Genomic DNA, 13,986 nt, shown 5'->3' on the forward strand with positions numbered 1-13,986 from the left:
CACTAATTGTATTTTTACTATTTAGCGTCAAACCACGTTTCTCCGTACGCATGATCAACTTTCAACGGTACGCTTAATTCAATAGCATGTTCCATCACTTCTGGTACAAGTTTTTGAAGTTTCTCAATCTCACTTGTTGGAGCTTCAAAAATTAGTTCATCATGGACTTGAAGAAGAAGTTTTGCTTCTAACTCTTCCTCTTTAAGACGCTTTTGCACTTCAAGCATAGCTTTTTTAATAATATCTGCTGCACTTCCTTGAATTGGTGTATTCATAGCCGTGCGTTCTGCAAAGCTTCTCAAGTTAAAATTACGACTTGTCAGCTCTGGAAGGTAGCGACGACGATGAAGAAGTGTTGTGACATATCCTGCTTCCTTAGCATCTTGGATAATATTGTCCATATAAGCTTGGACGCCTGGGAAACTTTCTAGATAACGGTCAATGAATTCCTGGGCTTCTTTTCTTGAGATATTCAAGCTTTGTGACAGGCCGTAATCACTAATTCCATATACAATACCGAAATTGACTGCTTTTGCTTGGCGACGCATATTGTCTGTTACCTCGTTACGCTCAACTTTGAAAACATCCATAGCGGTTTGGGTATGAATATCAAGGTCGTGTTTAAATGCGTTAATAAGCTTTTCATCCTGTGCAATATGAGCAAGAACGCGCAGTTCAATTTGTGAATAGTCGGCAGCGAAAATCATCCACCCTTCATGTGAAGGTACGAAAGCTTGGCGAATCTTCTTCCCTTCCTCAAGGCGAATAGGGATATTCTGCAAGTTAGGATCTGTAGAACTTAACCGACCTGTTTGAGTTAGCGTCTGATTGAAACGTGTATGCACTTTATTGGTTTCTTTATACACCACTTTCTTCAATCCTTCAATATATGTGGACTGAAGTTTTCCTAGCTGGCGATATTGAAGAATTTCAGACACAATTTCATGCTTACTTGCCAACTTTTCTAGCACATCTGCTGACGTAGAATATCCTGTTTTTGTTTTTTTAATTGGTGGAAGACCTAAGTTTTCAAAAAGGATAACTCCAAGCTGTTTTGGTGAATTAATGTTAAATTCTTCTCCTGCTAATGCATAAATGTTTTTTTCATATTCACTCAGACGCTCTCCGATTTCTTTCCCCATTTCTTCAAGACGGTTCATATCCATATGAACTCCTTGTACTTCCATTTCTCCTAATACAAGGGCAAGGGGCATTTCAAGATCCTTGAAAAGAGACAGCTGGTTATTCTCTTCTAGATCTTTTAAAAACGGTTCCTTTAATGTTTTAATCATAAAAGCTTTACGAACGGCATGCTCGGCAAGAGACTCTTCGTTTGGAACTGCTCGCTTGGCACCTTTCCCGTATACTTCTTCATCTCCTTGAACTTGTCCCCCATAACCTTTTAGTTTGGCAACTGCTGCTACATCCTCATGAGACTGTGCAGGATCTATTAAGTAAGCAGCAATAAGCAAGTCGAAATCTACTCCACGAAGCTCTACATGATTCCACTTCAGCGCTACAGCTGCCCTTTTTATATCAAAAACAGCTTTTTTCTTACTTTCGTCTTCTAACCATTTCACAAAAACTTCTGATTGTAGAGCTGTATCACGGTCAATATAATAGCTTTCTTTCTCACCTACTAGGCCAAAACCTAGGATATCTCCGTGATGATAATTTTCATCAAAAAGCTCAACTGTTAATGCTACATTTTCTTCAAGATGCTCTTCTTTTACCTCTTTTAAAACAGTTGGGTGAATTTCTTGAAGCTCTGCGCTTTCTGTCACCTCTACATCAAGCTTCTCGAGCATGGATTTAAATCCTAGTTCCTTATAAAGAGCAACAAGCTTTTCTTTATCATAGCCTTTATATTCTGTTTCAGCTAAAGAAATTTCAATTGGTGAATCACGCATAATTGTGGCAAGCTCTTTGCTCATTAAAGCTGTTTCTTTATTTTCTTCAAGACGCTCTTTCATTTTCTTTCCGCTAATCTGATCGATGGAGTTTAGCACTTCTTCAACTGATCCGAACTCTTTTAGAAGTTTGAGGGCCGTTTTTTCTCCAATCCCCTCTACTCCTGGAATGTTATCTGATTTATCTCCCATTAATCCCTTCATATCAATAATTTGATTTGAAGAAATACCGTATGTTTCATCCATTTTTTCAGGAGTAAATGCATCTACTTCTGTAATTCCTTTTTTGGTAATTGCTACTGTTGTTTTAGGAGAGACAAGCTGAAGTAAATCTTTGTCTCCTGTAATTACTTTCACTTCGAAATCTTCTTTCTCTGCTATTAAAGAAAGCGTGCCAATAATATCATCAGCTTCATAATTTGTTAATTCATAGCGAGAAATACCGTATACATCAAGCAGCTCTCTAATAAATGAAAATTGTTCAGAGAGCTCTGGCGGTGTCTTTTGACGTCCACCTTTATATTCTGTAAATGTTTTATGTCGAAATGTTGTTTTTCCAGCATCAAATGCAACAAGCATATGGGTTGGTTTTTCTTCTTCTAAAATACGAGTCAATATCGTAGTAAAGCCGTAAATTGCATTTGTATGAATACCTTTATCATTGCTTAAAAGCGGCAATGCAAAAAATGCGCGATAAGCAATGCTATTTCCATCAACTAAGACAAGCTTTTTGGTCATTTTTCGTCCTCCATCTTTCTTTCACTTATTAGTATTGTATCAAAATCTCTCATAGAAAGAAAAATTCAGTCCTTTTTATAAACATAAAAAAAAAGAGGTGAAAACAGATTAGTCTGTTTTCACCTATCAACATTGGCTCCTTGGATGAAGGGGTTTCCACTTATTACTTTACCAATAGAATGTTAACCCTAGTTAAATCGTTTGTAAAATTGATGTAAACTTTCATCCCATATCCAAACAAGGCGGTTATTTCCCTTGTTTCTTTTTAAGGTTCACTTTAAAAGTTGTGCCTTCTCCAACAGCACTTTCCACATCAATTTGTCCATGATGTGCTTCAATCAAGTGTTTTACAATAGCAAGTCCAAGGCCTGTTCCGCCTGAATTTCGACTTCTTGCTCTGTCTACCCGGTAAAATCGTTCAAAAATACGTGGGATTTCTTCTTCTGATACGCCAATTCCAGTATCTTTCACTAATACTTCAACATCCTGGCGACCATCCCTCATCTTTAACGTGACTCTTCCCCCACTTGGCGTATACGTAATTGCATTATTAATAAGGTTAATAAAGATTTGCTTTAAACGTTCACTATCTGCTTCAATAAACATTTCCTCTTTTTCATGATAAAAAGCAAGCTCAATCCCTTTTGATTTTGCTTTTTCTTTTAAAATCATGATAATTTCTTCAATCACTTCTACTAAATTAACTTCTGCAATCGTAAGTTTATAACCTTGCTGCTCAATTTTAGATAAATCAAGCAAGTCTTGAATAAGGCTTTGCATCCGCTGACCTTCTTTGTGAATGATTTTTAGAAATTGATTTCTAATCTCCTCATCATTCCCTGCACCTTCGAGTAGGGTCTCACTAAACCCTGTAATAGACGTAATTGGTGTTTTTAGCTCATGCGATACATTCGCTACAAAGTCTTTCCTCATTTGCTCTAGTTTCTTCAACTCTGTAACATCATGAAAAACAAGGATGATACCTTTCCATTCATCATTCAGCCCGATAATAGGTGATCCATATACTTCAAAATGACGACGTTCAATATTGATCGGAATCACAATACTTTTTCGGACTCGAAGCTCTGTCATAAAAATCTCTTCGACAATCGCTGCAATTTCACGGTGTGAAAAAGCTTCGTAATACAGCTGATAAAGATAATCTGTTGGATTAATCTTAAATGTGTCTTTATATGAGCGATTAATAAGATTAATATAGCCTTTTTCATCAATCAAAATAAGACCACTATCCATATTTTCAATAAGCGTCCTTAATCTGTCTTGCTGCACTTCTTGTGAAGCAATAAGCTCCTGTAAATTCCGTGCTAAAATGTTAATCGCTTGACTTAGCATTCCTGTTTCATCAACATAGTCTTCATATGTACGAGCTTTATAGTTCCCGCGTGCAAGCTCCATCGCAACTTTTGTTGCAGATTCAATTGGCTTTGTATATTGATTCATAATTTTGACCCCTAAAAGTAAAATAACAATGAGGGCCATTCCTAAACTACCAATCAAAACTCCCCAAATTTGTTTATTAATTTCGTCTAATGAATCTATAGAAGCGCTTAATACAACACTGCCTACCTTTTGATCATTTTGAACGATTGGTGCACCGTAATAATAAACTTCAGAGTTACCACCTTCACGTACAACTCCATCTTGCTCGTTAATACGTTTTTTCACAAAGTCCTGTAAATCTTTATCTGTTACAGGAAGATTTGCTCCATTTGAATCTAATAAAATCTTCCCCTTATCAGAGAAAACGGTAGCTCTCGCTCTTAAAATTTTGCTTATTGAATCAAGTTCATCATGAAGCTCTTTTGAACCCAGTCCTTTTTCAGAGACGATAATTTCAACAAGGCTTACTTCTTTTTCTAATCGATCGTGGAAGTTTTGGACATAAAAACTTTTGAAAAGCTGACCAAGCAAAAGACCTAGTCCAATCAGCACGATAATAATTAGAGTAAGCAAAGCAAATAGGAGACGAGAGCGAAATCTATTCATCCGATTTAGGCTCCTCTAGCTTGTATCCTAATCCTCGAATTGTTTTAATATAAACAGGTTTTCTTGAGTTACGCTCAATTTTTTCTCGCAGATGACTAATATGAACATCTACAATTCTTGTATCTCCCGCAAAATCGTAATTCCATACAGCGCTTAATAACTGATCACGAGTTAATACTCGTCCTTTATGTTTCGCTAAATATAATAGAAGTTCAAATTCTTTTGGAGTAAGTTCAATTCGGTTTCCTTCAAAATAAGCCTCATAGTGCTCTGGTAAAATTCGAAGTGATCCAATAAAAACTTCATCACCAAGTCCAGATGTTTCCTCACTTTGCTGTGGGGCAAACTGTGTTCTTCTTAATATGGCTTTCACACGAGCTACAACTTCTCGTGGGCTAAACGGTTTTGTCATATAGTCGTCTGCGCCAAGTTCAAGACCTAGTACTTTATCAAATTCATCATCTTTAGCTGTTAGCATTAAGATGGGAACCATCACTTTTTGTTGACGAAGCTTTTTACACACTTCAATCCCATCCATCTTTGGAAGCATTAAATCTAGTACAATTAAATCAAGCTCCTGGCTGTTTGCTAACTCTAGCCCTTCTTCCCCATCCATAGCTGTTAAAACTTCAAAGCCTGCTTGCTGTAAGTTATACTGTAATAACGTTACGATAGATTGTTCATCATCCACTACTAATAGCTTTTTACCCATATGCGCCTCCGCTCACGTTAAACTTTTAACAAGTTTTTTTCCATTCATTATAATCATACAATGAATTTTTAAACTTCTCAAAGGGAAAAAGACCATTTTCCAATTTATTTATAGCTACTATTGGAAATGGTCTAAGGGATTGCTTTTAGAAGTTCTGAAATACGTATTCGCCTAACTCTTTTGGCCGATATGGAGCACGTACTAGGATTTCTCCTTTTATAACACTGCGACTATCTTTATTTGCTACTACTTCTATTTTAATGGTTTCAGAATCTTGGTTTAATTCTAGGATTTTAAGCGAAATTTTGATTGTTTCATAATGGTAAACAGGATGTATAAATTGAAGAGATTGACTTAAAATTTGACTCCCTGGTCCTGGAAAGTGTTTGGATATTGTAGAAGTAATCATGCCTGAGAGCATAATAGAGGGAACGATTGGTTTTTTTACAGGAGTTTGCGCTGTATAATCATGTTGAATATATAACGGGTTAGCATCGTCTGTTAATCCTAAATATAAAAGTAGCTCTCTATCCTCCATCTTTTCCTCTTTTAAAAATGTTTCACCAACAGAAAGCTCTTCTATAAACCTGCCAAGTTTTACTTTTTTCCCAAACATATAAACGCCTCCTTGAAATGAAATCGCTTACATTAATATTTAAAAAGAAAGGCTCGGAGATATGCCTCCGAACCTTTCTTTTTTATTATACAAGTACGCTCATTACTTTTTTAACAGATTCTGCAGATTGATCAAGTTGAGCACGTTCAGTATCTGTTAACTCTAACTCAATAACTTGTTCAATTCCATTTCCACCTAGAACTGTAGGAACGCCAAGGTAAATTCCTTGGTATCCATATTCACCTTCAAGGTATGCAATGGAAGGTAAGATACGGCGCTGATCTTTCACAATTGCTTCCGTCATTTCTACTAATGAAGCTGCTGGTGCGTAATAAGCACTTCCGTTTCCTAACAAACCAACAATTTCACCGCCGCCTTTTCTTGTACGCTCTACAATAGCGTCTAGGCGATCTTTCGGAATAAGTGTTTCAAGTGGAATTCCGCCTGCGTAAGAGTAGCGCACAAGCGGTACCATATCGTCTCCATGTCCACCAAGAACGAAACCTGTTACATCTTTAACAGATACGTTTAACTCTTGCGCAACAAACGTACGGAAACGTCCAGTGTCAAGCACCCCTGATTGACCAATAACACGGTTTTTCGGGAAACCAGATTCCTTATACACTGTGTATGTCATCGCATCAACAGGATTTGTTAATACAATGATATGACAATCTGGCGAATACTTTACAATTTCTTGTGTTACACTTTTCATTACTTTTTGGTTTGTTGTAACAAGATCATCGCGGCTCATTCCTGGCTTACGAGCGATACCTGCTGTAATGATGACAACATCAGAATTTGCCGTATCTTCGTAGTTAGACGTGCCAACAATGTTTGAGTCAAACCCTTCAATTGGACTAGCCTCAAGCATGTCCAATGCTTTTCCTTTTGTTGGTCCCTCTGCATTTGGAATATCGACAAGAACAACATCACCAAGCTCTTTTTGTCCTAAAAGAAATGCTGTTGTTGCTCCAGTAAAGCCTGCACCAATAACGGAGATTTTCTTACGTCTCATTGTCATCACAATTCCTCCTCTTTTTTCTTGCTTTCTAACGTTATACTGTTACTTCTTCTTCCATATTTTGAATTAGCTTATCGCCAAATTCAGAGCATTTCACTTCTGTTGCTCCGTCCATTAAACGAGCAAAGTCATATGTTACGACTTTAGAAGCAATTGTTTTATCCATTGCGCCCATTACAAGATCTGCTGCTTCTTTCCATCCTAAATGCTCAAGCATTAATACACCTGAAAGAATAACAGAAGATGGATTTACTTTATCAAGACCAGCATATTTCGGAGCTGTACCGTGTGTTGCTTCAAAAATAGCATGTCCAGTTTCATAGTTGATGTTTGCTCCTGGAGCAATTCCAATTCCACCAACTTGTGCTGCAAGAGCATCTGAAATATAGTCACCATTTAAGTTCATTGTTGCAACAACATCGAACTCACTTGGACGAGTTAGAATTTGTTGTAAGAAGATATCAGCAATAGAATCTTTCACGATGATTTTCCCAGCTTCAACAGCCTCATCCTGTGCTTTATTTGCTGCTTCTTTACCTTCTGTTTCAACAAGACGATCATACTGAGCCCATGTGAATACTTTATCACCGAATTCTTGTTCAGCTAACTCATAGCCCCAGTTTTTAAATGCGCCTTCTGTATATTTCATAATGTTCCCTTTATGTACAAGGGTTACAGATTTACGTCCTTCACTAATTGCGTAGTTGATTGCACCACGTACAAGACGTTTTGTTCCCTCTTCTGATACAGGCTTAATTCCAATACCAGATGTTTCTGGGAAGCGAATTTTATTTACTCCCATTTCATTTTGAAGGAAGTTAATAAGCTTTTTCACTTCTTCTGAACCTTTTTCATATTCAATACCAGCATAAATATCTTCTGTATTTTCACGGAAGATAACCATGTCTGTGTCTTCAGGACGTTTAACAGGAGATGGAACACCTGTGAAGTAGCGAACAGGACGTAAGCAAACAAATAAGTCTAACTCTTGACGAAGAGCAACGTTTAAAGAACGAATTCCTCCGCCAACAGGAGTTGTTAAAGGCCCTTTAATTGCAATCATATATTCACGTACAGCATCTAATGTTTCAGCAGGAAGCCATTCGCCTGTTGCATTGTAAGCTTTTTCTCCAGCTAAAACTTCCTTCCACACGATGCTACGCTCTCCATTATACGCTTTTTGAACAGCTGCTTCTAGTACTTTTGATGCTGCCGCCCAAATATCAGGACCAATTCCGTCTCCTTCGATATATGGAATGATTGGTTTATTAGGTACTTGTAATACTCCGTTGTTAACTTGAATTTTTTCTCCTTGTGTCATGAAAATAACCTCCCTAGTATTGTGTAAAAAATGATGCTGTGCTCAAGAGATCAAGTCCTGAGCACAAGATCGATTTAGTTAACGATCTTCAATAGAAACATACGCCTGTTTATCAGGTCCTATATATTCAGCGCGTGGACGAATTAAACGATTGTTGGAATACTGCTCTAGAATATGAGCAATCCATCCTGAAACGCGACTGACTGCGAAAATTGGTGTGAATAAATCATGATCTATCTTTAAAGAATGGTAGACAGATGCAGAATAAAAATCTACGTTCGGCGGTAAGTCTTTTTGACTTGTAACGAGATTTTCAATTTTCAATGACATCTCATACCATTTCTTTTCTCCAGTTACATCTGCAAGCTTTCTAGACATTTCTCTTAAATGTTTAGCGCGCGGATCTCCCTCTCGATAAACACGGTGACCAAATCCCATAATCTTCTCTTTCCCATCCAATTTAGCTTGAATGTAAGAATCGACCCTGTCCACGTCACCAATATCAGAGAGCATCTTCATTACAGCTTCGTTTGCTCCTCCATGAAGAGGTCCTTTTAAAGCGCCAATTGCAGCTGTTAAACCAGAATACATATCAGATAGTGTTGCAACACATACACGGCCTGTAAATGTCGAAGCATTCAATTCATGGTCCGCATGAAGAACAAGTGCTTTATTAAAAGCTTCAACAGCAATATCGCTTGGCTCTTCTCCATTTAACATATAAAGAAAGTTCTTCGCTAGTCCGTACTCTTTTTTCGGAGCAATTGGATCAAGCCCTTTTCTTATACGTGCAAACGTCGTAACGATTGTTGGAAGCTGCGCCTGTAAGCGAATTGCTTTGCGGTAGTTCGCTTCTTCTTCAACACTGTCCGCTTCCTCATCATACAAACCTAACAGTGATACAGCTGTTCTTAGTGCTGCCATTGGATGTACTTTCTCAACTGGATATGTTGAGAAGTGCTCTACAACTTCTTTTGGAAGCTCTGCATTTTCAGATAGCAGTCTAGTAAACTCTGATAATTCACCTTCATTAGGAAGCTTACCATGCCAAAGTAGATAAACTACCTCTTCAAATGTAGCATAGCTTGTTAAATCATCAATATTGTATCCTCGATACGTTAGCATATCGTCAATAATTGAACTTACAGCTGATGTTGTAGCTACGACTCCTTCTAAACCTCGAGTTGCTGTCATATTCTCCTCTCCTTCTATAAAAAATTTCCCCTTTTTCTCCTGCGGTATGAATTTTCCTTTTTATTCGCAGCACAGTGACTTTTTGAACAGAAAAAGGTTAATTCTCCGCTTGAGATCGTACATTTAAGCTTACCTTGAGCAAGCATTCACAAAGAAAATGCTTTCATTTTCTCGTGCACTAAAAATAGCTAGCCTTGTTTTAAGCTAGTCATTTTTGTGCCCGCTAAAAAGGTAGGTTAAATGATGTTCACCTATCATTATAAACAATTATCAGACTTTTGTGAATGATAAGTATCAATAAATTTTAAATTTTTATTATAACAAGAAAATATTCACTGAAACATTTCAACGATTTTCATACAAATATAGGCAATTCCAGCCCCAATAAGTGGCCCAACGGCAACTCCTTGAAAAAGGGCAACAGCCAAAATTGTTCCAATTACAAGAGCAGCTGTGATTTGAGGATCATTTTGAAGGAGCGTTAACCCATGTTTTGCAATAAGCGCAACAGCGATTCCTGCTCCTAGAGCAATCCAAGCATATGAAGATTTCACAGCGTCTCCAAGCTGTTTGAACCCAATTTCTCCTGTAGCAATCGGGATAAGAACTGCGATTGTTATAATTGTCACTCCTAAATTAATTCCTTTGGATTGTAGATAAGGAAACAGCTTGCTATCAAGGCCAATCAGTTTTATAACAAGTAAAAAAGCAACAGCAAAAATAAGTGATTGGTTTTTAGCAATGACTGCAATTCCAAGTAAAATAAGTAAAAATAATGTTGCTTGTGAGAACACGTCTTCATCACCTTTCTTGATTTCACAAAGTAAATATTTTCTATTTTAGAAAAGTATTTTTTTGCACATTCCAATGTAAAAAATTTAAAAATCCAGCTGTAAACTTCTAAAATTCATCATGCATATGTAAGATATAATAACTGGACATGCTAGGAGGAAAAAAATGAATCCACACTATGTTTCCATATTTGGTCGAATTCTACTCGTTGTTTCCCTCACCATTCTTTCCTTTTGGTTCCTATATCATTTATCACACTTGATTTACCCTTTTATCATTGCTTTTATCCTTTCTCTAATGATTAATCCCTTTGTAAACCTATTGGAGAATCGGTTGAGGTTTCCACGTTCTTTAGCAATATTAACGACTCTTCTTCTTCTTTTTTGTTCAGTAGCAGGTATATTAGTGCTTCTTTTCACCGAAATTGTAGCAGGAGCCGAGTACTTGGCAAAATCAGTGCCTCAAAACTTTACTCACCTTGTTTTATACATCGAACAGTTTCTAGGAGAGCAGATTATCCCGCTTTATAATAAATTATCTTCTTTTTTCAACAGTCTAGAAAACGAGCAGCAAATTGCAATGATGACGAACATCCAAAATGTTGGAGACACTCTTTCTGAAACAGTTGGAACTTTCATCCAACGGTTCTTACAAAGCATTCCGATTGTTTTTACATGGCTGCCAAATGCAGCTACGTTTTTCATTTTTTCTCTCCTTGCCACTTTTTTTATTAGTAAAGATTTAAACAAGCTCAAAGGAAAAATAAATAAAGTTTTCCCACCTAAAGTAAAAAAAAGCCTACGTACAATCGTCATTGAACTAAAGTTTGCGCTAACAGGATTCCTTAAAGCACAGCTTACGCTCATTTCGATTACAACTATTATCGTTCTTATAGGATTATTGATTTTACGAATTGATTATGCCATTACTATTGCTCTTATCGTTGGTTTTGTTGATTTACTTCCTTACTTAGGAACAGGCGTTATCCTTGTACCTTGGGCCCTTTATAGCTTTCTAAGTGGAAATAACGCACTCGGAATAGGCTTGCTTGTGCTTTATGTAGTCGTTGCTGTCCAAAGACAAATCATGGAGCCAAAAGTTCTTTCATCAAGCATTGGAATTGATCCACTTGCAACCTTAATAGCTGTCTTTATCGGCTTTCAACTTTTTGGCTTTTTTGGTCTGATTATTGGTCCAACTTCTCTTGTTCTCTTTAACACGATACACAAAGTTGGAGTTTTTCATCATCTCTTAGCCTTTATTTTAGATAACAAAAAGAAAATTTGACGTCTAAAACAACAGAGAGCTTCTACAAGTAGAAGCTCTTTTGTTTATGAAATATTTATTTAAAAACGACGCATCATGACAAACCCTTTATTTCGGAAAATAGTGCCGAGATAGCGTGAAATTATTGGTTTAAGAAGGTTTCTTGTAAAAGGAAGCAGGAATATAAGACCTGTTATATCTGTAATAAACCCAGGAATGATAAGCAATATTCCAGCAAGGAGTACACATAAACCATCCATAATTTCTTCTCCAGGAACATAACCATGTTCCATTTGATAACGAGCTTTTTGTAATACAAGAAGACCTTGTTTTTTTGAAAAATAGGCTCCTGCTATGCTTGTAGCTACTATCAATAAAAGGGTAGGAAAAAAGCCAATCGCACTTCCTATATAAATCATGGCTGCAATTTCAAGCACTATTAAAACTAAAAAGAACGGAAAAATTTTTTTCATAGCCTTTCCTCCACTCACAATAGATTTGAGGACTATCTCTATTATAAGAGTTATGACTGAAAAGATAAAGAAAACGGCTATAAAGAAAAAGTCGATGCATGAACATCGACTCTACTTTCCTTTTATAGCACGCTTGCATGTCCTTTATAAATAACGCCGCCATTCCCATCTACTGTTACATCTTGACCATCTTTAAAGATCTCTGTTGCATTTTCAATTCCTACAATGACAGGAATACCTAAACTTAAACCAACAACAGCTCCGTGACTTGTTAAGCCACCTTCTTCGGTAATAATAGCTGATGCTTTTTCTAATGAATCCATCATATCTCGATCCGTCCCAATTGTAACAACAATACTGCCTTCAGTTATTTTTTCTTGTAGTTCTTTTGCGTTTCTAGCAACAACTACTTTTCCGAATGCTGATTTACGTCCAATACCTTGTCCTTTTGCAAGCAGTTCTCCAACAACCTGCACTTTCATAAGGTTTGTTGTTCCAGATTTTCCGACAGGAACACCTGCTGTAATTACAACAACATCTCCGTTTTCAATATTGTTTGATTTACGAGCAGCACGAACTGACATATCAAGCATTTCATCAATTGTTGCCACATTCTCGCCAAGTACAGGATGAACTCCCCAAACGAGTGCAAGCTTTCTTAAAACTTTTTCATCTGTTGTAACCCCAATAATCTGCGCTTGAGGACGATACTTTGAAATCATCTTCGCTGTATAACCACTTTCAGTTGGAGCTAATATTGCATTAACATTTAAGTTCAAAGACGTATGCACAACAGATTGACCAATAGCATCTGTTACAGTAGCTCCAACTTGTTGACTTCGTTTTTTTAGAAGTTCTGGATAATTTAGAGCTTTTTCTACTCTTGTTGCAATAGCATTCATCGTTTGCACAGATTCAACAGGATAATGACCTGCTGCTGTTTCACCAGAAAGCATAATTGCGTCTGTTCCATCAAAAATAGCATTTGCTACATCACTTGCCTCTGCTCGCGTTGGGCGAGGGTTTCTTTGCATTGAATCAAGCATTTGTGTTGCCGTAATAACAGGTTTTCCTAATTCATTGCATTTTTTTATTAGCCTTTTTTGGACAAGAGGAACAGTCTCGGCAGGAATTTCAACACCTAAATCTCCACGCGCGACCATGAGACCGTCTGATACAGCTAATATCTCATCAATATTATCTACCCCTTCTTGATTTTCAATCTTCGGGATAATTTGAATATGCTCCCCACCGTTCTCTTCTAAGAGCTGGCGGATTTCCAATACATCTGAAGCTCTGCGAACAAAAGAAGCTGCAATAAAATCAACCTCTTGCTCGATGCCAAACTTAATATCATTTGCATCTTTCTCAGTCATACCAGGGAGATTTACGCTCACTCCTGGTACATTGACGCCTTTTTTATTTTTTAAAATACCTGGATTGCGGACCTTCGTGCGGATTTCTTCATGTTTTTTGTTGATATCAATTACTTCAAGTTCAATTAATCCATCATCTAATAAAATGGTTGACCCTTTCTCAACGTCATTAATTAACCCTTTGTATGTAATTGAGAACTTTTGTGGAGTTCCGATAACTTCATTCATTGATACAATAACTTCATCATCTTTTGAAAGCGAAATTTCACCGTTTTCTACCGTATGTGTTCGAATCTCAGGCCCCTTTGTATCCAAAAGAATCGCTACGGTTTTACCACTTTCACGACTAACTTCACGAATGGTTTTTACACGAGCTCCATGCTCTTCAAAATCTCCATGCGAGAAATTTAAACGTGCAACGTTCATACCCGCTTGTACTAACTTTTCAAGCATTTCTTTACTTTCACTAGCTGGACCAATTGTACAAACAATTTTTGTTTTTCTCATGATTTAGATCCTCCCACTATTTGCTTGTTACTCCACTTCTCTATTATGCT

At 37.1% G+C, this 13,986-nt stretch carries 11 protein-coding genes; 1 reads left to right on the forward strand and 10 read right to left on the reverse strand.

The window, feature by feature from the left end; translation table 11 throughout:
- Positions 1–17: 17 nt before the first annotated feature.
- The 8 genes from polA to BM012_RS03795 form a co-directional block, all read right to left on the reverse strand.
- Positions 18–2,648, reverse strand: coding sequence for a DNA polymerase I (gene polA / locus BM012_RS03760; protein ID WP_061802193.1), 2,631 nt, complete (start codon positions 2,646–2,648; stop codon positions 18–20).
- 246 nt (positions 2,649–2,894) lie between these two features.
- Positions 2,895–4,655 carry a two-component system histidine kinase PnpS gene (gene pnpS / locus BM012_RS03765; RefSeq protein WP_061802194.1) on the reverse strand — a complete coding sequence of 587 codons (1,761 nt, stop codon included), beginning with the start codon at positions 4,653–4,655 and terminating at the stop codon, positions 2,895–2,897.
- Entirely contained in the window at positions 4,648–5,367 is a 720-nt protein-coding gene (locus BM012_RS03770) for a response regulator transcription factor (RefSeq protein ID WP_019391221.1), read from the reverse strand. The genes pnpS and BM012_RS03770 overlap by 8 nt, the downstream gene beginning before the upstream one ends.
- A 145-nt stretch (positions 5,368–5,512) precedes the next feature.
- Complete coding sequence (locus BM012_RS03775) at positions 5,513–5,983, reverse strand: MaoC/PaaZ C-terminal domain-containing protein (protein ID WP_061802195.1); 471 nt, start codon at positions 5,981–5,983, stop codon at positions 5,513–5,515.
- 85 nt (positions 5,984–6,068) lie between these two features.
- Positions 6,069–7,007, reverse strand: a complete 939-nt coding sequence (mdh, locus tag BM012_RS03780) for a malate dehydrogenase (RefSeq protein WP_061802196.1) — start codon at positions 7,005–7,007, stop codon at positions 6,069–6,071.
- Between the two features lie 34 nt (positions 7,008–7,041).
- Positions 7,042–8,334: an NADP-dependent isocitrate dehydrogenase gene (gene icd / locus BM012_RS03785; protein ID WP_260393222.1), complete on the reverse strand. Its 1,293-nt coding sequence runs from the start codon at positions 8,332–8,334 to the stop codon at positions 7,042–7,044.
- 72 nt (positions 8,335–8,406) lie between these two features.
- Complete coding sequence (gene citZ, locus BM012_RS03790) at positions 8,407–9,522, reverse strand: citrate synthase (RefSeq protein ID WP_061802198.1); 1,116 nt, start codon at positions 9,520–9,522, stop codon at positions 8,407–8,409.
- Positions 9,523–9,854: 332 nt separating this feature from the next.
- A complete protein-coding gene (locus BM012_RS03795; protein WP_061802199.1) occupies positions 9,855–10,316 on the reverse strand; it encodes a DUF441 domain-containing protein in 462 nt (153 codons plus the stop codon).
- A 163-nt stretch (positions 10,317–10,479) separates the two neighbouring features.
- Here BM012_RS03795 and ytvI point away from each other — a divergent pair, with 163 nt between their 5' ends.
- Positions 10,480–11,601 carry a sporulation integral membrane protein YtvI gene (ytvI, locus tag BM012_RS03800; RefSeq protein WP_061802200.1) on the forward strand — a complete coding sequence of 374 codons (1,122 nt, stop codon included), beginning with the start codon at positions 10,480–10,482 and terminating at the stop codon, positions 11,599–11,601.
- 59 nt (positions 11,602–11,660) lie between these two features.
- Here the strand turns inward: ytvI and BM012_RS03805 are convergent, their stop codons facing one another.
- Together BM012_RS03805 and pyk are read right to left on the reverse strand one after the other, a co-directional pair.
- Entirely contained in the window at positions 11,661–12,053 is a 393-nt protein-coding gene (locus tag BM012_RS03805) for an FxsA family protein (protein ID WP_061802201.1), read from the reverse strand.
- 122 nt (positions 12,054–12,175) lie between these two features.
- Entirely contained in the window at positions 12,176–13,936 is a 1,761-nt protein-coding gene (gene pyk, locus BM012_RS03810; RefSeq protein WP_061802202.1) for a pyruvate kinase, read from the reverse strand.
- Positions 13,937–13,986: the final 50 nt, after the last annotated feature.

Origin of the sequence: Priestia endophytica DSM 13796 (genome assembly GCF_900115845.1) — a bacterium.
GTDB lineage: Bacteria > Bacillota > Bacilli > Bacillales > Bacillaceae_H > Bacillus_I > Bacillus_I endophytica.

Bases quoted from the DNA above. Each gene is read 5' to 3' on its own strand.
- ytvI (WP_061802200.1), top strand. From the start codon at position 10,480: ATGAATCCACACTATGTTTCCATATTTGGTCGAATTCTACTCGTTGTT.
- citZ (WP_061802198.1), bottom strand. From the start codon at position 9,522: ATGACAGCAACTCGAGGTTTAGAAGGAGTCGTAGCTACAACATCAGCT.
- BM012_RS03770 (WP_019391221.1), bottom strand. From the start codon at position 5,367: ATGGGTAAAAAGCTATTAGTAGTGGATGATGAACAATCTATCGTAACG.
- pyk (WP_061802202.1), bottom strand. From the start codon at position 13,936: ATGAGAAAAACAAAAATTGTTTGTACAATTGGTCCAGCTAGTGAAAGT.
- mdh (WP_061802196.1), bottom strand. From the start codon at position 7,007: ATGACAATGAGACGTAAGAAAATCTCCGTTATTGGTGCAGGCTTTACT.
- BM012_RS03775 (WP_061802195.1), bottom strand. From the start codon at position 5,983: ATGTTTGGGAAAAAAGTAAAACTTGGCAGGTTTATAGAAGAGCTTTCT.
- polA (WP_061802193.1), bottom strand. From the start codon at position 2,648: ATGACCAAAAAGCTTGTCTTAGTTGATGGAAATAGCATTGCTTATCGC.
- BM012_RS03805 (WP_061802201.1), bottom strand. From the start codon at position 12,053: ATGAAAAAAATTTTTCCGTTCTTTTTAGTTTTAATAGTGCTTGAAATT.
- pnpS (WP_061802194.1), bottom strand. From the start codon at position 4,655: ATGAATAGATTTCGCTCTCGTCTCCTATTTGCTTTGCTTACTCTAATT.